The 20,072-nt window shown below is 63.2% G+C and carries 20 protein-coding genes and 1 pseudogene; 8 read left to right on the top strand and 13 right to left on the bottom strand.

What is annotated here, in order from left to right; translation table 11 throughout:
* Positions 1-38: 38 nt before the first annotated feature.
* Complete coding sequence (locus MESS2_RS17575) at positions 39-335, bottom strand: Dabb family protein (RefSeq protein ID WP_008875728.1); 297 nt, start codon at positions 333-335, stop codon at positions 39-41.
* Between the two features lie 104 nt (positions 336-439).
* On the bottom strand, positions 440-574 hold the full coding sequence (locus tag MESS2_RS33845; RefSeq protein ID WP_008875727.1) for a hypothetical protein: 135 nt from the start codon (positions 572-574) through the stop codon (positions 440-442).
* A gap of 330 nt (positions 575-904) precedes the next feature.
* On the opposite strand from MESS2_RS33845, the gene MESS2_RS17570 reads away from it, so the two are divergent.
* The gene (locus tag MESS2_RS17570; protein ID WP_008875725.1) at positions 905-2,176 is read left to right on the top strand and encodes an SAM-dependent methyltransferase; all 1,272 of its coding nucleotides are present in this window, start codon (positions 905-907) and stop codon (positions 2,174-2,176) included.
* Here the strand turns inward: MESS2_RS17570 and MESS2_RS17565 are convergent.
* Positions 2,170-2,418 (bottom strand): annotated as a pseudogene (locus MESS2_RS17565) (2',3'-cyclic-nucleotide 2'-phosphodiesterase); the annotation flags it as partial. The gene MESS2_RS17570 and the pseudogene MESS2_RS17565 overlap by 7 nt on opposite strands.
* Positions 2,419-2,548: 130 nt before the next feature.
* Positions 2,549-3,814: an NAD(P)/FAD-dependent oxidoreductase gene (locus MESS2_RS17560; RefSeq protein WP_008875723.1), complete on the bottom strand. Its 1,266-nt coding sequence runs from the start codon at positions 3,812-3,814 to the stop codon at positions 2,549-2,551.
* A gap of 199 nt (positions 3,815-4,013) precedes the next feature.
* On the opposite strand from MESS2_RS17560, the gene MESS2_RS17555 reads away from it, so the two are divergent.
* A complete protein-coding gene (locus MESS2_RS17555) occupies positions 4,014-4,673 on the top strand; it encodes a 5-formyltetrahydrofolate cyclo-ligase (RefSeq protein ID WP_008875722.1) in 660 nt (219 codons plus the stop codon).
* A gap of 5 nt (positions 4,674-4,678) precedes the next feature.
* Here the strand turns inward: MESS2_RS17555 and MESS2_RS17550 are convergent, their stop codons facing one another.
* A complete protein-coding gene (locus tag MESS2_RS17550) occupies positions 4,679-5,152 on the bottom strand; it encodes an Lrp/AsnC family transcriptional regulator (protein WP_006333495.1) in 474 nt (157 codons plus the stop codon).
* A 156-nt stretch (positions 5,153-5,308) separates the two neighbouring features.
* On the opposite strand from MESS2_RS17550, the gene ald reads away from it, so the two are divergent.
* Positions 5,309-6,424 carry an alanine dehydrogenase gene (gene ald / locus MESS2_RS17545; RefSeq protein WP_006333494.1) on the top strand — a complete coding sequence of 372 codons (1,116 nt, stop codon included), beginning with the start codon at positions 5,309-5,311 and terminating at the stop codon, positions 6,422-6,424.
* A gap of 196 nt (positions 6,425-6,620) precedes the next feature.
* Positions 6,621-7,919, top strand: coding sequence for an outer membrane protein (locus tag MESS2_RS17540; protein ID WP_008875721.1), 1,299 nt, complete (start codon positions 6,621-6,623; stop codon positions 7,917-7,919).
* A 418-nt stretch (positions 7,920-8,337) separates the two neighbouring features.
* Here MESS2_RS17540 and MESS2_RS17535 read toward each other — a convergent pair whose 3' ends face one another.
* From MESS2_RS17535 to MESS2_RS17525, 3 genes are all read right to left on the bottom strand, one after another.
* The gene (locus tag MESS2_RS17535; protein ID WP_008875720.1) at positions 8,338-8,805 is read right to left on the bottom strand and encodes a DUF1203 domain-containing protein; all 468 of its coding nucleotides are present in this window, start codon (positions 8,803-8,805) and stop codon (positions 8,338-8,340) included.
* Between the two features lie 92 nt (positions 8,806-8,897).
* Positions 8,898-10,352 (bottom strand): ROK family protein, encoded by a 1,455-nt coding sequence (locus MESS2_RS17530; RefSeq protein ID WP_008875719.1) that lies wholly within the window; start codon positions 10,350-10,352, stop codon positions 8,898-8,900.
* Between the two features lie 28 nt (positions 10,353-10,380).
* Positions 10,381-11,286, bottom strand: a complete 906-nt coding sequence (locus tag MESS2_RS17525; RefSeq protein ID WP_008875718.1) for a tagatose-1,6-bisphosphate aldolase — start codon at positions 11,284-11,286, stop codon at positions 10,381-10,383.
* Between the two features lie 282 nt (positions 11,287-11,568).
* Here MESS2_RS17525 and MESS2_RS17520 point away from each other — a divergent pair, with 282 nt between their 5' ends.
* From MESS2_RS17520 to MESS2_RS17505, 4 genes are all read left to right on the top strand, one after another.
* Positions 11,569-12,474, top strand: a complete 906-nt coding sequence (locus MESS2_RS17520) for a sugar-binding transcriptional regulator (protein ID WP_008875717.1) — start codon at positions 11,569-11,571, stop codon at positions 12,472-12,474.
* A gap of 465 nt (positions 12,475-12,939) precedes the next feature.
* A complete protein-coding gene (locus MESS2_RS17515) occupies positions 12,940-13,920 on the top strand; it encodes an ABC transporter substrate-binding protein (protein WP_008875715.1) in 981 nt (326 codons plus the stop codon).
* Positions 13,921-14,026: 106 nt separating this feature from the next.
* Positions 14,027-15,088 (top strand): ABC transporter permease subunit, encoded by a 1,062-nt coding sequence (locus MESS2_RS17510; protein ID WP_008875714.1) that lies wholly within the window; start codon positions 14,027-14,029, stop codon positions 15,086-15,088.
* Complete coding sequence (locus MESS2_RS17505) at positions 15,081-15,836, top strand: ATP-binding cassette domain-containing protein (RefSeq protein WP_040593409.1); 756 nt, start codon at positions 15,081-15,083, stop codon at positions 15,834-15,836. The genes MESS2_RS17510 and MESS2_RS17505 overlap by 8 nt, the downstream gene beginning before the upstream one ends.
* A gap of 140 nt (positions 15,837-15,976) precedes the next feature.
* Here the strand turns inward: MESS2_RS17505 and MESS2_RS17500 are convergent, their stop codons facing one another.
* From MESS2_RS17500 to MESS2_RS17480, 5 genes are all read right to left on the bottom strand, one after another.
* On the bottom strand, positions 15,977-16,534 hold the full coding sequence (locus tag MESS2_RS17500; RefSeq protein ID WP_008875712.1) for an OmpA family protein: 558 nt from the start codon (positions 16,532-16,534) through the stop codon (positions 15,977-15,979).
* Positions 16,535-16,636: 102 nt separating this feature from the next.
* Positions 16,637-17,200, bottom strand: a complete 564-nt coding sequence (locus MESS2_RS17495) for a GNAT family N-acetyltransferase (protein ID WP_040593423.1) — start codon at positions 17,198-17,200, stop codon at positions 16,637-16,639.
* Positions 17,201-17,205: 5 nt separating this feature from the next.
* Positions 17,206-18,072, bottom strand: a complete 867-nt coding sequence (sseA, locus tag MESS2_RS17490; RefSeq protein ID WP_008875710.1) for a 3-mercaptopyruvate sulfurtransferase — start codon at positions 18,070-18,072, stop codon at positions 17,206-17,208.
* Between the two features lie 42 nt (positions 18,073-18,114).
* Positions 18,115-18,858, bottom strand: a complete 744-nt coding sequence (locus MESS2_RS17485; RefSeq protein WP_008875709.1) for an alanyl-tRNA editing protein — start codon at positions 18,856-18,858, stop codon at positions 18,115-18,117.
* Positions 18,858-19,892 (bottom strand): cysteine synthase A, encoded by a 1,035-nt coding sequence (locus tag MESS2_RS17480; RefSeq protein WP_008875708.1) that lies wholly within the window; start codon positions 19,890-19,892, stop codon positions 18,858-18,860. The genes MESS2_RS17485 and MESS2_RS17480 overlap by 1 nt, the downstream gene beginning before the upstream one ends.
* Positions 19,893-20,072 lie beyond the last annotated feature (180 nt).

The following is a 20,072-nucleotide window of genomic DNA, read 5'->3' as shown; positions in this document are numbered from 1 at the left end:
GCGCGGTGTGCATCATTCCGGGAGACGGTTCAAGCGTGTCAGCCGCCTGCCGCCGCCACCACGTCGGCCGAATAACGCAATTCGCGCAATGGCCTGACCTGGCTGGTCGTCTTGGCGTAGAGAGGATGCGCCTTGTAGGCGGCGAGTGCGGCTCCATCCTCGAACTCGGCGTAGACGACCACGTCGATTTCGTCCGAGAGCGGGTCGACCTTGGTGTTGAGCGTTACCTCGAAAAAGCGGGAATGGGGTATCTTGCCCAGCGCCAGCAAGCCAGTGCGTACGGCCTCCACGTCCTCCTTGTGCCGCGCGCTGAAAAAAACGATATGCCGGATCAACCCAGCCTCCTCGATCGATGTGCCGGCTTGTTTTGTGCGGGCAAAACGATCGCGTCAACCGGCAACGATGTCGCGCCGGCACTATATCGAGCGGGGAAGGAACCCTAGACGAAGCTGGTGGCGTAGTTCACGACGCGCGTTATCTCCCTGACGGTGTAGTCGAGATAGCGGCCCTGATTGTAGATCCCGTCCCAGATGAGGAAGAAGGTGACGGCGGCGATGACGATGACATAACGCATGGCTAAAACTATCGCATGAGAGTGGCTGCCGCGGCCAGAGTGATTCCGACACTACAGCGCCGCGCGTCCTTTGGACGCGCAAAGGACGCTGTAGCACTCTGATTTTGCGCATGACCCCGAAAATCGATCCCGATTGTCGGGGTCATGCGCTGGCCGGCGCGCTTCCCAACATCTTTTGGCGAATGTGCCTTGCCTCTTGAAGTTCCCTTTGATGACGTGAAAGATTGCTGCGGGATTCATCAGGGGCGACATTCGAACCTGGCGAATGAACTGCGAGAGTGTGGGAACCGGCCATTTTACGCCGGTTGCGCAGAAGTCCGGGGGCGTGACATGGCTTACAAGGAACAAAAGAGCGTTGCTTTGGGCGGCGTTGCATTGGGCGACGCGATCAGGCTGGACGAAATCAATTTCGCCGAAATCGTCAAAGGCCTGCCGGCCAAGGCGCGCATGGTGCTGTCGGCGGCGATGAACCTGCCGCGTGGTTCGCTCAAGGTGAGGATGCCGGACGGCCGCGCCGTCCTCGTCGGCGGCAGGGGTCCGGGTCCGGACGCCGAACTGGTGCTGAAGAACTGGCGCTTGCCTTCCCGTGCCTTCACCGGCGGCACTATCGGCCTTGCCGAATCCTACATGGATGGCGATTGGGAAAGCCCGGACGTCACCAGTTTCCTCGAATTGTTCGTGGTCAACTCGGCCATCGGCGAACGTGTCGCGGGCGGCGCCAGTTGGCTGATCAACACCGTCCAGCGCATCCGCCACTGGTTCAACGAAAACACCCGCACCGGTTCGAAGCGCAACATCTCGGCGCATTACGACCTCGGCAATGCGTTCTACAGGGAATGGCTGGATCCGAGCATGACCTATTCGTCGGCGCTCTATGCGACCGGCGCCAACAATCTGGAAAGCGCGCAGGCCGCCAAATACCGCACACTGGCCAAGGATACCGGAATCGGCAGGAAGGATCATGTGCTGGAGATCGGCTGCGGCTGGGGCGGCTTTGCCGAATTCGCCGCGCGCGAGATCGGCTGCCGCGTCACCGGCTTGACGATCAGCCGCGAGCAGCACGATTTCGCCAAGGCGCGCATCCAGAAAGCCGGGCTTGCCGACAAGGTCGACATCAAGCTGCAGGATTATCGCGACGAGGCCGGCACCTATGACCGTATCGCCTCGATCGAGATGTTCGAGGCGGTCGGCGAAAAATACTGGCCGGTGTTTTTCGGCAAGATGAAGACTTGCCTGAAGCCGGGCGGCACGGCCGGTCTGCAGATCATCACCATCAATGAGGCTGCTTACGACACCTATCGCGCCCGTCCGGATTTCATTCAGCGCTACGTCTTCCCGGGCGGCATGCTGCCGACGCCGTCGATCCTGAAAGCGCTCGGCAAGGACCACGGCCTTGCTCATCTGCGCGAGCGCGTCTTCCCCGACGACTATGCCCGCACGCTCGCCGAATGGCGCCACCGCTTCCGGGCGTCATGGGAAAAGATCGTCCCGCTCGGCTTCGACGATCGCTTCAAGAAGCTCTGGGAGTTTTATCTGCATTATTGCGAGGCCGGCTTCCGCGCCAGCTACATCGATGTCCGCCAGGTGGTTTATAGGGCGTAGTGCGAGCGGACGTTTGCCGCCAGCGAGGCCGTCCGCGACAGGCCCAGCGTGTCGTTTGCTTTGTCGGCGTAGTAATCATAGGGCAGCACGTTCACATGGATGTCGGTCGTCTCCATGATCCTGAGATGCGCCTGGTTGGCCTGCGCACGGGCGGAGAACGGGTGCAGCATGATCAGCGCTCCCGTGGCGGCGGCGCCCGCAAGCAGTGAGCGGCGAGAGACGGGATGGAGCCGACGAAACATTGCTTTCTTCTGCTTCCATGATCTGACAAGGCCTGCCCGAAGCAAAACTTCGCGCCGAAATCCAGCCGAGTCCAGAAGTCCAGTCCATCAAGAAAGGGTGACGGGCGGATGAATGTCCGCCACGGAGAGGTCAACCCTTGTCGTCGTCGCCCTGGGTGATCAGTCGGGCGCTGCGCTGACCGGTGAAGTAGATCCACAGCCAGCTAAGCGAAACCGCTAGCCGGTTACGAAAGCCGATCAGGAAATAGATATGCGCGAAACCCCACAGCCACCAGGCCAGCCGGCCGGTGAGCTTGACCCAGCCGAAATCGATCGCGGCGGCACGCTTGCCGATCGTCGCCAGATCGCCGTCATGCCGGTAGCGGAAGGGACGCGGGGCGGTATCGCCGGCAAGCCGGGCCTTGATCGTCGCGGCCACATGCTTGCCCTGCTGCTTGGCGGCGGGAGCAACGCCGGGCACCATGCGGCCATCCGGCCGCAGGACATGTGCGGCGTCGCCGATGACGAAAATCTCAGGACTCCCCGGCACGGTGAGGTCGGGTTCGACCAGCACCCTGCCCGCGCGGTCCGCCGCCGCGCCCAGCCATTCGGCGGCCGGCGAAGCGGCGACGCCCGCCGCCCACAGGATTGTCCTGGCCGGCAGTTGCGTTTCGCCGAAGACGACACCCTCGGCATCGCAGCGCGTGACGGGCCGGCCGAGTTCGACCGTGACGCCGAGCCGCTCGAGCGCCTTCCTGGCGTAGTCGGAAAGTTCGGGTGCGAAATTGGGCAGGATGCGCTCGCCGGCCTCGATCAGCACCACGCGCGTCTGCCGTGTATCGATGTTGCGGAACTCGCCGCGCAGCGTGTCGTGCGCCAATTCGACAATCGTGCCGGCCAGTTCCACGCCGGTCGGCCCGCCGCCGACGATCGCCAGCGTCAGCAACGCCTGGCGCTTGGCCGGATCGGTCTCGCGCTCGGCCTGTTCGAAGGCCAGAAGCATGCGCCGTCGAATTGTGGTGGCGTCCTCCAGCGTCTTCAGCCCTGGCGCGAAGGGCTCCCATTCGTCATGGCCGAAATAGGCATGCCGGGCGCCGGTGGCCAGCACCAGCGTGTCGTAGTCGACCGCGCCGCCATCATCGAGCAGCACGCGTCTGCCGGCGCGGTCGACGCTGCTGACATTGGCGAGCAGCGTCGTCACGTCCTGGCGCTTGCGCAGGAGATGGCGGATCGGCCAGGCGACCTCCGAGGTCGCCAGCGCCGTGGTCGCCACCTGGTAGAGCAGCGGCTGGAAGAGATGGTGGTTGCGCTTGTCGATCATGGTGACGCGCACAGGCGCGCCGGCAAGCGCGCGGGTGAATTCGAGGCCGCCGAAACCCGCGCCGACAACGACGACATGATGGTTGGTCTGGTTCATCCCGTTTCACCGATGGTGAGCAATTCACCGTGGTTGATATAGGCATTTTGTGCAGCGCAACAACACCAGACATGGGCGCCCGATATGGACGCCAGACATGGACGATTGCCCGGGACTCGCCGCTTGATGTCGTCAATGCGCATGCCGCAGCCCGCTCTCCTGAGATAGCCTCATCGAAACAGCACGCCGAGGGTGAAGCATGGTCAACGATCGCGACGATGAAGGTCCGGCGCAATATGCCTCGCCGCCTTGCTTCATGCATGAGCTTGACCCGGAATTTCGCGCCCCCCTATCCGACTGGACCGACGTTAGACGCTGGCGCAAGGCCGAGCGCGAGCGGCTGATCGCGGCCCGCCTTGCCGTTGCCGCCGATGCAAGGGCGGCAATGTCACAGCGTATCGCCGAAGGGCTCGACGCCGTGATCGGCGACATTGCGGGCCGTATGGTCAGTCTTTACTGGCCGTTCCGCGGCGAGCCGGACTTGCGCCCGTGGATGGCGTCCATCAACGCACGCGGCGGCCGCACGGCATTGCCTGTGGTCATCGAGAAAGCCCAGCCGCTGGTCTTCCGCGCCTATGTCCCCGGAGACCCGCTGGAAAAAGGCGTCTGGAACATCCCCGTCCCGGCGGAAGGCGACCCGGTGCTGCCCGACATCGTCATCTCGCCGATCGTCGGCATCGATCCCAATTGCTATCGCCTGGGCTATGGCGGCGGCTTCTTCGACCGCACGCTGGCGGCGATGCCGTTCAAGCCATTGGTCATCGGCGTCGGCTACGAGTTGCAGCGCATCGCCACCATCTACCCGCAGCCGCACGACATTCCGATGAACCGGCTGGTTACGGAAGCGCCTGGAATTTAGCGAGCCTAGGCCATCTCCGGCTTCAGCCCCATGGCCGTCCGGTCGACGATCTCGCGCAAGGCGAAGGACGAATTGATTTTCGTCACATGCGGCATGGCCGACAGCCATTCCTTGTGGATGCGCTCGTAGTCGACAAGGTCCTTGGCGGCGATGCGCAGGATATAATCGTATTCGCCGGACATCAGGTGGCAGGACAGCACGTTCGGACAGCGCTTTATCGCCGCCTCAAAGTCCGACAGCGTCTTCTCGAACTGCCCCGACAGCGATATATGCACGATCGCGGTCATCTGGTGGCCAAGGGCGGCATTGGAGAGCCGGGCGTGGTAGCCGCGAATGGTTCCCGATTTCTCCAGATTGTCCAGCCGCCGCGAGCAGGCCGACTGCGACAGCCCGACCTTCTCGGCAAGTGCCGCATTGGGTATCCGGCCATCCTTCTGCAATGTCTCGAGAATGGCAATATCGATCCTGTCCAGCGGCATTTTTCGGGATTCCTGCGAAAATCTTGGCATTTTGCGCAACGATTATCGAAACGTGTACCTTAGCGCAAGCTCATTCGCAAACACCTGCGCAACGATTCGTGGTTCACTGTGTTCACACAGGGAACGAGCCCAAAGGGCCGGATCAGGAGATAAAAAATGCGCGTCGGCTGCCCCCGGGAAATCAAGAACCACGAATATCGCGTCGGCCTGACGCCGGGCTCGGTCCGCGAATATGTCGCGCATGGCCATGAGGTGCTGGTCGAGACCGGCGCCGGCGCCGGCATCGGCGCCGACGACAACGCCTACCGCGCCGCCGGCGCGACCATCGCCAAGACGGCCGCCGACGTGTTCGCCAAGTCCGACATGATCGTCAAGGTCAAGGAACCGCAGCCCAACGAGTGGGTTCAGCTCCGCGACGGCCAGATCCTTTACACCTATCTCCATCTGGCTCCCGATCCGGAGCAGACCAAGGGCCTGCTGGCCTCCGGCGTCACCGCAATCGCCTACGAGACCGTCACCGACGATCGCGGCGGCCTGCCGCTGCTGGCGCCGATGTCTGAAGTCGCCGGCCGCCTGTCGATCCAGGCCGGGGCGACCGCGCTGCAGAAGGCCAATGGCGGCCGCGGCGTGCTGCTCGGCGGCGTGCCCGGCGTGCTGCCCGGCAAGGTCACCGTGCTCGGCGGCGGCGTTGTCGGCCTGCATGCGGCCCGGATGGCGGCCGGGCTTGGCGCCGATGTCACCATCATCGACCGCTCGATCCCGCGCCTGCGCCAGCTAGACGATCTCTTCGCCGGCCGCGTCCACACCCGCTATTCCACCGTCGAGGCGCTGGAAGAGGAATGTTTCTCCGCCGACATCGTCATCGGCGCCGTACTGATCCCGGGTGCGGCAGCACCGAAACTCGTTTCGCGCGAAATGCTGTCCGGCATGAAGAAGGGCTCGGTGCTCGTCGACGTCGCCATCGACCAGGGCGGCTGCTTCGAGACCTCGCATGCCACCACCCATGCCGAGCCGACCTACGAGGTCGACGGCGTCATCCATTACTGCGTCGCCAATATGCCGGGCGCGGTGCCGGTCACTTCGGCCCATGCGCTCAACAACGCGACGCTGCACTACGGCCTGCAGCTCGCCGACAAGGGCCTGAAGGCGCTGGTCGACGATCATCATTTGCGTAACGGCCTCAATGTCCACAAGGGCAAGATCACCAACCGCGCGGTCGCCGAAGCGCTCGGCTACGAACTGGTCGAGCCGAAGGCCGTTCTCGCCGCCTGAAGGCCACAATTCCTCCAGTAGGGCCGCCGATTGTCTCGGCGGCTCATTTTTTCCACAAGCAAATTAAGGGGTTTACAGCCAGCCGCGCCGGATTTCCCGTTTTACGTGCAATCAGGCTTTTCTGTGTCTTTTTTGTTACAGCGGTCCTTGCGAACCGATGCTAGGTAGCTCCCGGGCTTCATCAAGGGCAAGGGCAATGATCAGCAGAAAATCCGCAAAATCTCTTCTTCTCGGCGCAGCGTCTGTTCTGGCGCTCGGCTCAGTCGCTCATGCCGCCGATGTGGTCGCGCCGGTAGAGGCGACCGGCTTCAACTGGAGCGGCATCTATGTCGGCTTTGGCGTTGGCGCCGGCGCCAACGTCCACGAGCTCAGCAGCGACTTCATTCCCGGCCTGTCGTTGAACGGCATTGGCGGCGAAGGCGTGTACGGTGAGCTCACCGCTGGTTATGACTATATGGTGTCGCCACGCTTCCTGATCGGTGGACTTTTCGACGCCCATGTCGGCAACATTGAAACCTCGCTCGACGTCGCCGGGTTCAATGCTTCGGTCAAGGAGACCTACGGCTTCGACGCTGGTCTGCGCGCTGGCTACCTCTTTAGGCCAAACACGTTGGGCTACGTGCTCGGCGGTTATTCCTGGCAGAAATACAAGCTCGACACCAACGCCGGCTTTGATTTCGATTGGGATCAGAGCGGATATTTCGTTGGAGCCGGCGTCGAGACCGCCATCAACAGCAATTGGACGATCAAAACCGAATATCGCTATACAAGCTTCGGCACCACGGACGATCTTCTTGCCGATCTCGGTGCGCCGGACGGCGCCCTCAATCTCGACACGTCGCGGCATACGTTCCAGGTCGCGGCCAATTATCGCTTTGGCGCCCAGAACGGTGGCGTCGCGTCTTTTGAGGCCCCTGCCTACAACTGGACCGGCTTCTACATCGGCGGCGCGGCCGGCGCGGGTGCGTCGGTGCATCAGATCAACGTTCCGCCGCTCGGCGGCCTGGAATTCAACGGGCTCGGCGGCGAAGGCGTCTTCGGCGAGCTGAACGCCGGCTACGATCACGACTTCGGCAGCTGGGTGGCAGGCGTCATGGTCGATGCTCGCTACTCCGGCATGACTTCGGAGCTGAAGATCCCGGGCGGATCGATCAACCTCGATACCGACTATGGGTTCGATGTGCTCGGCCGCGTCGGTATGAAGGTCAACGAATCGACGCTCGCCTATGTGCTCGGCGGTTATTCCTGGCAGCATTTCGATCTGAATGCGTCTTCGCCCATCGGCGATATCATCGACTGGGGTTCAAGCGGTTTCTCGGTGGGCGGCGGTGTGGAAACGGCCCTGTCGAGCAACATGACCGTCGGTCTCGAATATCGCTATTCGCAGTTTGCCGAAAAGGACTTCTCGTCGGATATCGGACTGCCGGACGACACCCTCACCTCCAAGCCTTCCTTCCACACCGTCCGCATCGGTGCGAAGTACAAGTTCAATTAAAACGTCCAGGCCGCGGTCAAAGCCCGTCGGTCGTTCCGGCGGGCTTTTTCTTTGGGCGGAAGTGGGCAACAAAAAAGCGGAGCCAAAGCCCCGCTTCCTCTGAAGTCGAGACGTGCCGCCGGTCCATCCGCGGTCGGCAATCGATCGACAGCTACCTCCTAGCGCACTTGTGCGACGGCTGTGCGACAATCGTCGCCGGCTTTTCGCACCGCCGCCATGACCAAACACGCGCTGTGTGAAGCATTTCACATTCGGCGTTCGAAAACCGTGCCTACACAGGTGTCGTTCCCTGATGGCTCAAGCCGCCTCCCAAACGCCGGCGAATACCGGGTTTTGTCGGCGGCTTCAGCCGCAGCTTCTGTCTATTTTTTCCCAACTGCCCGCCAGACCATCGGCGGGCATCTTTTTTTGCACGCCGTCACGCCCGCTCGATCCGGCATTGATAGCAATTGTTGCGCGCCGAGCGGACATGGACATAGGCGATGTCGTCGCGCTCGAACAAGGCCTTCGCCCGTGCCGCGATGGCGCCTGTCGGGATAACGCCGCCGCTGCCATAGACGATACGGTCGTCCTTGCCATAGCCGCGCACGATGTAGTCGGTGCTTTCGAGCATTTCGGGAAGCGCATCGGCCGCGGCGGCACGCTCGCATTCCTCGGCGTGCAGGAAGATCGGTCCGGTCTCGGCGTAGGGCTGCAGCTCCGGAAACGGCCGGAAGGCGAGGATGAGATAGGCGTCGCCGGCGGCAACGTTCTTCAGGCAGTGGCGGCAAGGCACGCCGTCGCCATCGGAAATCCTCCGCTCAGGCGTCTGGCCATAGGCATCCGGCCCGCCGCGCTGCAAGGCTCTTACTTCTTCAGTAGGCAAGGCTTTGAACTGGATGGTCATGATGAAATCTCCGGTGTCGTTGACCGGAAATTATGCTTCTACACCCGCGCTTCCCACCCGATTCATGCCAAACGCATTAGGATCAGTCGAGATTACGCGCTGCTGGCTCCAATGACGGCCCTCAGCCATTCCGCGATCGCACCAAAGTCGATCGGCTTCGTCGTGTCGACGTCGAAAAGCGGTCCGCGCCGCAGCGGCTCGGCGCGCCTGGCCAATTCGATCAGCTCGGGGATATAGGCCGCACCCGGATGGCCGGCGGGACGCTGGCCGAGCCGGGCGCGATAGCGCTCGGCAAGAACCTCGCCGGGCGCGTGGCACCAGATTTCGGCGGTCTGTTGGACGCCCGCCTTTCGCAGATGGTCCTCGAGAAGCTGGCGCGGCTGGAAGCCGAACCAGGCGTCGACGATGACGTTTGTGCCAGCAGGCGCCTCGCCGACGACCGACCAGATCGCCTGGTAGCTGGCGCGGCCGAGCGTGCGGTTGAACTCGCGGTCGCCGCCGCCGAGTACTTCGAGGAATGGGTTCTTGACCGTATCGAGCGCAAGCAATGGCCATCCCATGCGGTCGGCGATGCCGCGCGAGACGGTGCTCTTGCCGCTGGCAGGGATGCCGTTGACGAGCACCGCCCGCCTGGCGCGGCCGAATTGGACGGACGGCAGCGGCAGCGCCGGTGCTATGCCCGCCTCCCCCGCCAATGCCTGCAGGCCAGCGCCGATCACGCCGGCGTCGTCGCCGAGCTGTGCCGGTTCCACCTTGCATTGGTACCAGGGCGCCAATGCCGGCGCGCAGGCAAGCGCCCTGTGCGCCGCCCGGCCGAGGCCGCCGCCGAGCAGAACCAGATCGGGGTCGAGCACGGCAACCGCCGTATCGATTGCGGCACGCAGCGGCCTGGCCCAGGCTTCCAGTATGCCGAGCGCCTGGATGTCGCCGGCCGCGTCACGGTCAAAAAGCTGATCGATCGAAACGTCAGGGCCTAAGCCTGCCCGCGCGATGTGACGGCCGAGCGCCGTTCCCGAGCTGGTGGTTTCAACGCAGCCGCGCCGGCCGCAGGCGCAGGTTTCGCCGTTCACATCGACGGTGATATGGCCGAGCTGGCCTGCCGTTGCCCGGCCCCGCATGATCTGCCGGTTCTGGGCGACGGCGCCGCCGATGCCGGTCCCGATCGTGAACATGACGATATTGCCATGGCCCCGGCCGGCGCCGAGCGCCATCTCGGCGACCAGCGCCATGTTGCAGTCATTGTCCACGACGACGGGCTTGCCGGCGATGTCTTCAAGCCGTTCAGCCAGCGAGACCGAGGCAAGGTTGACATAGCCGCCGGACAGGACCGTGCGAAGCCGCGCATCGACGCGTCCGGGAACGCCGATGCCGATGGCCGCAACCTCTGGGGACTCGAACCGGCGCACCATGTCGGCGATCCGGGAGAGCACCAGCTCCGGGTCCGGCGCGCTCTTCTCGGAAATACGGTCGAGGATTTCACCCGTGCCGGAAATGCGGGCGGCACGCAGATTGGTGCCGCCGATGTCAATTCCTATGCTGAGAGGCATGATTTCCTGCCAGTGATCAATGCGGATATCAGGCGGCTTTCTGCCGGTAGTGTCCGATCACAGCCTGGATTTCGCGCAATCGCGGCACTGCGATGGTCTTAAGCCTTTCGCGCTGAATGTCACGGTCAAGCGAAATGCAGTCTTTCCACAGCGAACGGCCGGCTATGACGCCAGACGCGCCGTTTTGCATCGCGATCTCGACCTGACCGAGGAAGGTCGCGTGGTTGACGCCGGCGGAAAGCACTGCCCATGGGACGTTGCCGGCCGTTCTGGTTATATTGGCGCAAGCTTCGGGTGTTCCAGGATAAGGAAGCTTCAGCACCTTTGCGCCGCATTCCAGTGAGATCCGGGTGCCCTCTTCGACAAGCCAGGGCGTTTTGGCCGCATAGTCCTCGAGGCTTTCCCCTTCGAGCTGATAGGTCAGGAACTCGACGACGAGCAGCAGGTCCTCCTGCCCGAAGTCGGTGATGCACTGGCGCAGGATGGCGATGTTGTGCGCGTTGGCTTCAGGCTTGTCGGCTCTGAGATAGACCATGATCTTGCCGCCCGTGCCGCCCAGTTCGCGAACGCGGCGCGCGTCGATCCCAGGAACCAGGCGCGACAGGCGATAGCCGTCGGGCGAGATGTCGAAGCCGGAGGCGTCAAGGCCGATGAGCAACGCCGTATCCCGGTTCAGCACGCCCTCGTCGACCACCCTCGGCACCGCGCAGAGCGGGTCGAGCAACACGCAGGACGCGGCGCTGGCGAGGTAGCGCGTGATGTCCGATTTGGTGTCGCCGAGCATGTCGTTGGTGATCCTGGCCTGTTCGACCGGATCCGATGCCAGCAAGGTCCGCATGCCGCCGCGCTGGTCGCAGGCGATGGCCACCATGGCCCCGTCCTTGCCGCATATCTGCTGGTAGCCGCGCAATTCCGCGGTGGTCATCTTTGCCATGGTCTTCTGTCCGATGTTGGCGCCCGCTCGCGGAGCGCGGATCCCGTGGAAACAAGAATGTTCAGTTTTGCCCGCCCGCCGGCGGGAAGATCTTTGCCGCTTTGATAGCTATCGATTGCAAGAAAGCGGCCTCGCCGACACTGTGGTCCGCAATGACCTCAAGTTGCGAGTTTGCCGAATTTGCGCGATAACTCCCGACGGCCTATGCTCGTGTAACACGTTGCTGAAAGGAATTGCAAGCTGTCTGTCCCTCCGATCCAGGACGCGACCGCATCGCGTACAATGCTGCATACGGTCGCCAAGCTGCACTACGAGGCTGAGATGTCGCAGGTCGACATCGCACGGCAGCTCGGCGTCTCCACGGCGACGATTTCGCGTCTGCTGCACCGTGCGCGGGCCGAGGGAATCGTGCGGATCGAGGTTCTCGATCTGGCGACACCCGAGGATATCACCAGGCAGTTGATCGATGGGCTGGGGCTTGCCGATGCGGCGGTGATCGAGACGCCGGCGGCGGGCACGCTGACGGCGCTTGCCGCTCCGCTTGGCGCGTTGCTCAAGCAAGCGCAGCTGGTGGCCGGGTCCGTGGTCGCCATCGGCTGGGGACGCGCCGTCCGCGAGGTGATCCGGACAGGCCTGCCGCGTATTCCCGGCGTCCACACCGTCGCTGCCACCGGCGGCATGCAGCAGCATGCACCGCATTTTCAGATCAACGAGTTCGTACGGCTTGCCGCCGAGGAATTGGGCGGAACGCCGCATTTCATCCATGCGCCCTATCTGCCATCCACCGAGTTGCGTGAGGTCTTCCTTGGCGACGCGGCCATCCGCGATGCCGTGGCGCTATGGGACCGGACCGACGTCGCGATCGTCGGCATCGGCCTGCCGCATGCCATCAATCCGCCCGAGGCGAGCGCGGCCACATTAAGCGAGCAGGCCCTGGTTCATGCGGCGGGAGATGTTCTTCGGCACTATTTCGATGCCGAAGGAGCGCTGATCCCCTGGGAAGGGGAGAGCCGGATGATCGCGATGTCGCCGGCACAACTTCGCGCGGTGCGGCTGGTAATCGGCGTTGCCGCGTCGCCAGAGAAAGCGACGGCAATCATCGGCGCCGCTCGTGCCAAGCTCATCAATGCCCTGATTACGGATACCAAGACGGCGCAGGCCATCCTCGAGGCTGTCGCGCCTCGATAGAGGCAGATCTACCAAAAATGCCGCTGGCCGGCTCCGAGCGGAACCGTCGGTCCCCTGCGAGGAAATCGGTTGTGTCGCCGAGAGGTCGGGGCAATAGTCCTCCTTGGGAGGCCCTGCGGAGCGCATCATATGCTGTCCGGTTTGAAAAGTCCGACGCCGCAACCTCGGAAAAACCGGGTTGCAATTTATTTCTGCAAAGTGTTACAACCTGAACGATCCGGCATGTAAGAACGCCGGGCAACGCACTTCCCGGAGGCTTGCGGAGGCGAGTAAAAGGGGAGCCGCGGCTCTTGCTCCGGTCGGGTTCGACCGGCTGACATATCGACCGGAGGGCGCTTGGGAGGAAAGCTGCCCGCGACAGCAACAGGCGATTCTCGGGCCGTCGGGCACGCTTATGCCTGAACGATTGACGGCCATTCCAATGTCACTTGCAACGGCAAATCTGCCAACAATGAGGAGGATGTCATGAAGAAGATTGTTGCCGCGCTCGCGGCTCTCGCCATCAGCGCGACGGCGCTGGTCACGCCCGCCCTGGCGCAAGACAAGAAGTTCACCATTGCGCTCATCCCCGGCCTCACTACCGATGGTTTCTACATCACCATGCGCAAAGGCGCCCAGGCGGCAGCCGATGCTCTCGGTGTGACCCTGGTGTTCCAGGGCGCCCCGGATTTCAATCCGGTAACGCAGGTCCCCGTCCTTGACGCGGTCATCGCCAAGAAGCCGGACGCCATCCTGATCGCGCCGACCGACAAGGTCCAACTGGTCGAGCCGCTACGCAAGGCCAATGACGCCGGCATCCCGGTCATCACCGTGGACACGTTTATCGGCAGCGGCGTCTACCAGACCGGCGCCGGCGACGCGGATTTCCCGCTATCCTATATTGCTTCGGACAACATTCTGGGCGGCGAGATCGCCGCGCGGGCATTGGCCACCGCCATAGGCGACAAGGGCAAGGTCTACGTTTCGAACGTCAAGCCTGGCATTTCGACCACCGATCAGCGTGAAGAGGGCTTCAAGAAGGAGATGGCGGCCAACCATCCCGGCATCACCGTTCTCGAAACTCAATTCAACGACAACGACGCCAACAAGGCCGCCTCGCAGCTGCAGGCCGTCTTCGCGCGCAATCCCGATCTCGTTGGCGTGTTCGGCGCAAACCTGTTCTCCGCGCTTGGCGCTGCCAATGGCGTCCAGCAAGCTGGGCAGACCGGCACCGTCAAGGTCGTGGCGTTCGACGCGCCGACCAGCATCGTCGACAACATCAACACCGGCCTGGTCGACGTTGCGATTGCCCAGCATCCCGCCGAGATCGGCTATTTCGGTGTTGTTTCGGCTTACGCCCGTCTGACCGGAAATTCGATCCCGGTCGCGATCGGCACCGGCTTCACGATCATGGACAAGTCCAACATCGCGGATCCGAACATCTCGAAGTATCTCTACTCCGAATGAGTCCAGGCGAGTTGGGTCTCCTTCCGGCCTGCCGGGAGGGGATCTGCGCCGGGTGTCCCTGGGACCCCTGCCTGACGGAGGCCATGCCGGCGGATCGGAACCATTCATGACTTCAACATCACCAACCCAGCAAGGCGAAACCCATGTCGCTCCCCAGGCGGATCACGGTGATCCGGCCAGGACCTGGATCGGGCGCATCGCCGAAGGGCGCGCCTGGCTGTTCCTCGCCGGCCTGATCATCTGTTTCGAGGTCTGGTCGAGGCTCGCCTTCGGCGCGACATTCGTGCTCAACCCGTTCAACCTGCAGTCCATAGCGATATTCGCGGTGGCGCCGCTGCTGCTTGCGACCGGACAGACCTTCGTCATCATTTCGGGAGGCATCGACCTGTCGCTCGGCTTCATCATGGGCCTTGCGGCCGTCGTCGCCGCCCACGCTACGAACATGGCGGGGGCCGCAATCCCGCTGCCGCTGGCAATGCTGGCAGGTATTCTGGCTGCCGTGCTTGTTGCCGGCGTGCCTGGCATGATTAACGGCCTGCTGATCTCGCGGCTGAGAATCCCGCCCTTCATCGGCACGCTCGGCATGTTCGGCGTGGCGCGCGGCGCCGCCTATCTCCTTGCCGGCGGCACGACGGTGCCGGTGCAGAATTCCTGGTTCGCGCTGCTCGGCAACGGCAAGTTCCACGGCGTGCCCTATCTTGTCATGATCACCGCAATCTTTGTCGTCGTGATGCATTACATCCTGAGCCAGACCCGGTTCGGCCAGCACAATTACGCCATCGGCGCCAATGTGCAGGCGGCACGTCGTGCCGGCATCGACATCAGGGGACACATACTGCGTCTCTACGTGCTCTCGGCAATGTGCGCCGGCCTCGGCGGCGCACTCTACGCCGCGCGCTTCACCGCGGGCGCTGCCCAAGCCGGCGAACCCTTGCTGCTCGACAGCGTCGCAGCCGTGGTGATCGGCGGCGCCAGCCTGTTCGGCGGGTCCGGCACGATCTTCGGCACGGTCGCCGGCGCATTGGTGATCGCGGTCATCCAATACGGGCTGGTTTTCGTCAATGTCGAGCCGTTCTGGCAGTTCATCGCCGTCGGCCTCGTCATCATCATCTCCGTCCTTATCGACCAGGCGCAGCGCCGGTTCAGTGGAGCTCGCCAGGATGAATAGTTCCGAACAAACCACACCGCTTCTCGAGGTCCGACACCTTTCCAAGCATTTTGGTGCCGTCCAGGCGCTCAACGATTTTTCCATGAGCGTACAGCCGGGGGAAGTGGTGGCGCTGGCCGGCGACAACGGTGCCGGCAAGACCACGCTGATCAAGGCGATATCGGGGGTCTTTCAGCCGACGGCCGGCGAGATCCTGCTCAGGGGGCAGCCGGTGAGCTTCGCGACGCCGCAGGAGGCGCGCGAAAAAGGCATCGAGACCATCTACCAGGACCTCGCGCTCGCCGACAATCTGTCGATCGGCGCCAATATCTTCCTGGGCCGCGAACCGATGCGCAAGGCTTTCGGTTTCCTGCCGGTGCTGGACCGCAAGGCCATGGCCGTCGCCGCCAAGCAGACCATGGGAAGACTGGACTTCCATGTCAGCCGGCTCGAGGCCCCGGTCAGCAATTTCTCCGGCGGCCAGCGCCAGGCCGTGGCCATCGGCCGCGCCGTCTATTGGGACGCGCAGATTCTGATCATGGACGAACCGACCGCCGCCCTCGGCGTACCCGAACAGCGCAAGGTCATTTCGCTCATCCACCAGCTCAAGGCGCAAGGACGAGGCGTGATCTTCATCTCGCACAATCTGCAGGACATCTTCGCCGTCTCCGACCGCATCGTCGTGCTGCGGCGCGGCGTCCAGGCCGGCGAGCGCAAGATCTCCGAGACCAACCATGACGAAGTCGTCAAGCTGATGGTTGGCGGATAGCGGAGGCAGCCGACCGCTCGAGGCCGGACCGCCATGCTCCATGCTAACCCATCAGCGCATCGAGACCGCGCACCAGCCCAGTGACTTCCCGCACGTGCCGGATAACGCGCAAGCGGTTGGATCACTGGATTTCAAACAGGCTATCTTATGAAATCGTCGAAGCGGCGCAGCGTCACCCGGCGATTGCGCCAGTTCTCGTTCTGCGTCTGGACGAGCAGGAACTCCTCGCCGTAGCCGACGGTTTCAAGCGCATAGCCCGGCACGCCGAATTCGCGCACCAGCGTGCGCTTCAGCGAGGCGGCGCGCTGCTCGGAAAGGATCTGGTTCGACTGGAAGGAACCGACGGCGTCCGTATGGCCCTCGATCAGAATACGGGCGCCGCGATCGCGCCGCAGGATGCGTTGAAGCGCGTCGGCGATGTTTTCGATCTTGCCGTACTGCGACTCGGAAATGGCCGCCGACCCGAAGGCGAAATTGATCGACTGGATGTCGATCGAACGGGCCATGCGCCTGAGATCCGGCCGCCGCTTGAACTCGCGGATGGTGACGCGCTGGTTCGGGCGCAGCTTCACCTTGGGCGCCGCTTCGAGCTGCCGCTCGATCGTGGCGGCCGAAGGCGTCGTCGCCTGGGCGGCGGCAAGGGTCGGCATGGCAAGCGCCGCAATCAGCACGGCGGCAAAGGTGCGTCTGGTCAGCATGTCTTTCTCCTTGGGCCCTGCTTGATGGCCGCATTGATGGTGCCGACAAGATGCCAGAGACAGTCTGAAGCCTGGATGAACGAACAGTTCGGTTTACAGGAATCAAGGTCGCATGACGCTGGCCGAGCGCTCGGCGAAAGCCATCGGATGCACGATCTCCTTCTTCTGTGCCACCGGCGCAAAACCGAGCTTCTGGTAGAGCGGCAATGCCGCCGGATGATCGAGCGTGCAGGTCTGCACCGTCACCCGCTTAGGCCCATGCGACCAGGCGGCAGCGATCGCCGCGCCCAGGAACCAGCGGCCGATGCCTTGCCCGGTCGCGTGTTCCATCATGCCGAAATAGGCAAGCTCCACTTCTTCCGGCAGATGCGGCTTGAGGTCGAAGAAGCCGGCCGGCGCGCCGTCGAGATAAAGCACCCTGATGTCGCGGTCCTCGCGGTGGATGCCAGCCGCAAGCTCCTCGTCGTTCAGCCTGAGAACATTGACCCAGTGCCATTTGCGCCCCACCCGATCCATCAGATAGCGGTAGAAGTGCAGCGGAATGTCCTTGGTCTTCAGCAGCGCGATCTGGCGGTTGTACGGCACCGGCGGCGAATAGGCCGGCGGTACATGCATTTCGAGAAACGTCACCGTGACGTCTATGTCTTCCAGAACTCCGTTTGCCATGGCCGTCATTCCTTGCCCGTCAAGGCGGGGCCCGTCACGACAGGCGTGTCGGAAAGTCCGCCCCACTCCGTCCATGAGCCGTCGTAAAGCCTGTTGTCGTCGTGGCCAAGCGTCTCCAACGCCAGCGTGATCGCAGCCGCGGTGATGCCTGAACCGCAAGAGGTGACGACCGGTTTCGACAGATCGATGCCGGCATCCTCGATGACCTTGCGCAAACGGTCCTTCGACAACAGTTCGCCGTTCTCGGCGAGCACCGATGACGGCAAATTGTTCGCTCCAGGCATATGACCGGAGCGGATGCCCGCGCGAGGCTCGGGCTCGGCGCCGGCAAACCGGCCGGCGGAGCGGGCATCGGCGATCTGGCTTTCCTTCGTCTCGACGATGCGGCGCATGTCGGCAAGGCTGGCGACACGCGTAGCGTCGAAGTCGGCGTGAAACACGCAGGGCGCTGTCTTGGTCGGCTCCGCCGTCACCGGCCGTCCCGCCGCTTTCCAGCGGTCGAAGCCGCCGTCCAATATGTAGACCTGGAACACGCCCATGATGCGGAACATCCACCAGCCGCGCGGTGCAGCGAAGAAGCCCGGACCGTCATAGATGACGATGGTGTCGTCGGCCGAAATGCCCATCGCGCCGACATATTGCGCGAAATGCCGCGGCGACGGCAGCGTGTGCGGCAAGGCTGAATCGGGGTCCGATACCGCATCCTGATCGAGGAAGCGGGCGCCCGGAATATGCGCCGCCTCATATTCGGCGCGTGCATCCCTGCCCTGCGCCGGCAGATACCAGGACGCATCGACGATGGTCAGGCCGGGTTCGCCGAGGCGCGCCTGCAACCAGTCCGCATCGACGGTGAAAGGGCTGTCTTCGGCCATTCTCGTTCTCCTGCTTCGCCTCGCGCGGAGCCTCTGTATTTATCAAGCCGCCGGCATCGGTCCAAAGCGTATGCGGAAGCGCCGGTTCTCGCGGCCCTTCTTCTCGATCTTGCCGATATGGATCTCGCCGACTTCGCCGGTGCTCTTCACATGGGTGCCGCCGCAAGGCTGGCTGTCGATCGAGGCATTCTCGCCTATACAGACAAGGCGGATCTGACCGGTGCCGACGGGCGGCCGCACATTCTTGGATTTGACCAGGCCGGGATTAGCGGCCAGTTCCTCGTCCGATATCAGCCTGACGAAGACCGGATGGTCGGCCCGCACCAGTTCCATCACCCTTGCCGTCACATCTTCCCTGGTGAAGCCGGCATCCGGGATGTCGAAGTCGACGCGGCTGTCGTCCGCGGAAACCGCGGCACCGGTGATCGGGAACGGGCAGACGACGGTGAGCAGATGGCAGGCCGCATGCATGCGCATCAGAAGATGCCGCCGCTGCCAGTCGATGGCGAGTTTCACCCGCTCACCAACAGCCGGAGCCGCCTGTTCAGGCGCCGGCACATGAATGATCTCGTCCTTGGTCTCGCCGGTGATGGTGGCGGCTACAGCGATCACGCTGCCGTCGGCGCGCTCGAGCGTACCCGTATCGCCCGGCTGTCCGCCCGACGTGGCATAGAAGATCGTACGGTCGAGAATGAAGCCGCCGCGATCGTTGATGGCGACTATGGTAGCGTCGGCCGTGCGGAGATAAGCGTCGTCACGAAACAGCGCCTGCGTCCTATAGCCCATCACGCGACCTTTTCGAACGGCACCGAAATCTCGGCTTTCTCATCCATCCAGCCTGGCACAGGCAGCTGCTTTTCGCGGAGGAACTCCGGGTTGAACAGCTTCGATTGATAGCGCGTGCCGTAGTCGCAAAGGATGGTCACGATAGTGTGGCCGGGACCCAGTTCACGCGCCAGCCGGATCGCACCGGCAATGTTGATGCCGGTCGAGCCGCCGACGCAGAGCCCTTCCTCCTGGATCAGATCGAAGACGATCGGCAGCGCCTCCTCGTCCGGAATCTGAAACGAAAAATCCGGTGTGAAGCCTTCGAGGTTGGCGGTGATCCGTCCCTGCCCGATGCCTTCGGTGATCGAGCTGCCCTCGGATTTCAATTCGCCGCTGGTGTAGAAACTGTAGAGCGCGGCGCCCAACGGATCGGCGAGCGCGACCTTGACGTCCTTGCTTTTGGCCTTCAGCCCGAAGGCGACGCCGGCCAGCGTTCCGCCAGACCCCACGGCGGAGACGAAACCATCGACCTTACCGCCGGTCTGGGCCCAGATTTCCTGCGCGGTGGTACGGATATGGCCGTCGCGGTTGGCGACATTGTCGAATTGGTTGGCCCAGATCGCACCATTCGGCTCGGACCGCGCCATCTGTTCGGCCAGGCGCCCCGACAGCTTCACATAATTGTTGGGGTTCTTGTAGGGAACCGCGGGCACCTCGATCAGCTCGGCGCCGAGCAGTTTGATCGTGTCCTTCTTCTCCTGGCTCTGCGTATCGGGAATGACGATCACGGTGCGGTAACCGAGCGCCTTGGCGACCAGCGTCAAACCGATGCCGGTATTGCCGGCCGTCCCCTCGACGATGATGCCGCCCGGCCGCAAAAGCCCGCGTTGCTCGGCGTCGCGGATGATGAACAGGCCGGCGCGGTCCTTGACCGACTGGCCCGGATTCATGAATTCGGCCTTGCCCAGAATCTCGCAGCCGGTTGCTTCCGAGGCCTTGTTGAGGCGGATCAGGGGCGTGTTGCCGATCGCTTCGATCACAGAACGGGCCATACAGGTTCCTTTATGCGTGCGGCGAGACCCTAGAAACCCGCAGCTCCGGTTTCAAGGCAAGAATTTGTCTGGTCCAGTCGCATTTCGGGCACTGCAATTTCCCTCAAGCCAGATGCCGCGATCGGCGTCGATATAAACCTTGTCGCGAAAAGCGCTCTTTCCATTCGATTTCTTCACCGC

It is taken from the genome of Mesorhizobium metallidurans STM 2683 (assembly GCF_000350085.1).
GTDB classification, from domain to species: domain Bacteria; phylum Pseudomonadota; class Alphaproteobacteria; order Rhizobiales; family Rhizobiaceae; genus Mesorhizobium; species Mesorhizobium metallidurans.
The sequence above is the reverse complement of the archived record's forward strand: the minus strand, read 5'-3'. Positions and strand labels throughout refer to the sequence as shown.

Coding starts and splice junctions, on each gene's coding strand:
- MESS2_RS33845 (WP_008875727.1), bottom strand. CDS start 574: ATGCGTTATGTCATCGTCATCGCCGCCGTCACCTTCTTCCTCATCTGG.
- MESS2_RS17570 (WP_008875725.1), top strand. CDS start 905: ATGGCTTACAAGGAACAAAAGAGCGTTGCTTTGGGCGGCGTTGCATTG.
- MESS2_RS17560 (WP_008875723.1), bottom strand. CDS start 3,814: ATGAACCAGACCAACCATCATGTCGTCGTTGTCGGCGCGGGTTTCGGC.
- MESS2_RS17555 (WP_008875722.1), top strand. CDS start 4,014: ATGGTCAACGATCGCGACGATGAAGGTCCGGCGCAATATGCCTCGCCG.
- MESS2_RS17550 (WP_006333495.1), bottom strand. CDS start 5,152: ATGCCGCTGGACAGGATCGATATTGCCATTCTCGAGACATTGCAGAAG.
- ald (WP_006333494.1), top strand. CDS start 5,309: ATGCGCGTCGGCTGCCCCCGGGAAATCAAGAACCACGAATATCGCGTC.
- MESS2_RS17540 (WP_008875721.1), top strand. CDS start 6,621: ATGATCAGCAGAAAATCCGCAAAATCTCTTCTTCTCGGCGCAGCGTCT.
- MESS2_RS17535 (WP_008875720.1), bottom strand. CDS start 8,805: ATGACCATCCAGTTCAAAGCCTTGCCTACTGAAGAAGTAAGAGCCTTG.
- MESS2_RS17530 (WP_008875719.1), bottom strand. CDS start 10,352: ATGCCTCTCAGCATAGGAATTGACATCGGCGGCACCAATCTGCGTGCC.
- MESS2_RS17525 (WP_008875718.1), bottom strand. CDS start 11,286: ATGGCAAAGATGACCACCGCGGAATTGCGCGGCTACCAGCAGATATGC.
- MESS2_RS17520 (WP_008875717.1), top strand. CDS start 11,569: ATGCTGCATACGGTCGCCAAGCTGCACTACGAGGCTGAGATGTCGCAG.
- MESS2_RS17515 (WP_008875715.1), top strand. CDS start 12,940: ATGAAGAAGATTGTTGCCGCGCTCGCGGCTCTCGCCATCAGCGCGACG.
- MESS2_RS17510 (WP_008875714.1), top strand. CDS start 14,027: ATGACTTCAACATCACCAACCCAGCAAGGCGAAACCCATGTCGCTCCC.
- MESS2_RS17505 (WP_040593409.1), top strand. CDS start 15,081: ATGAATAGTTCCGAACAAACCACACCGCTTCTCGAGGTCCGACACCTT.
- MESS2_RS17500 (WP_008875712.1), bottom strand. CDS start 16,534: ATGCTGACCAGACGCACCTTTGCCGCCGTGCTGATTGCGGCGCTTGCC.
- MESS2_RS17495 (WP_040593423.1), bottom strand. CDS start 17,200: ATGGCAAACGGAGTTCTGGAAGACATAGACGTCACGGTGACGTTTCTC.
- sseA (WP_008875710.1), bottom strand. CDS start 18,072: ATGGCCGAAGACAGCCCTTTCACCGTCGATGCGGACTGGTTGCAGGCG.
- MESS2_RS17485 (WP_008875709.1), bottom strand. CDS start 18,858: ATGGGCTATAGGACGCAGGCGCTGTTTCGTGACGACGCTTATCTCCGC.
- MESS2_RS17480 (WP_008875708.1), bottom strand. CDS start 19,892: ATGGCCCGTTCTGTGATCGAAGCGATCGGCAACACGCCCCTGATCCGC.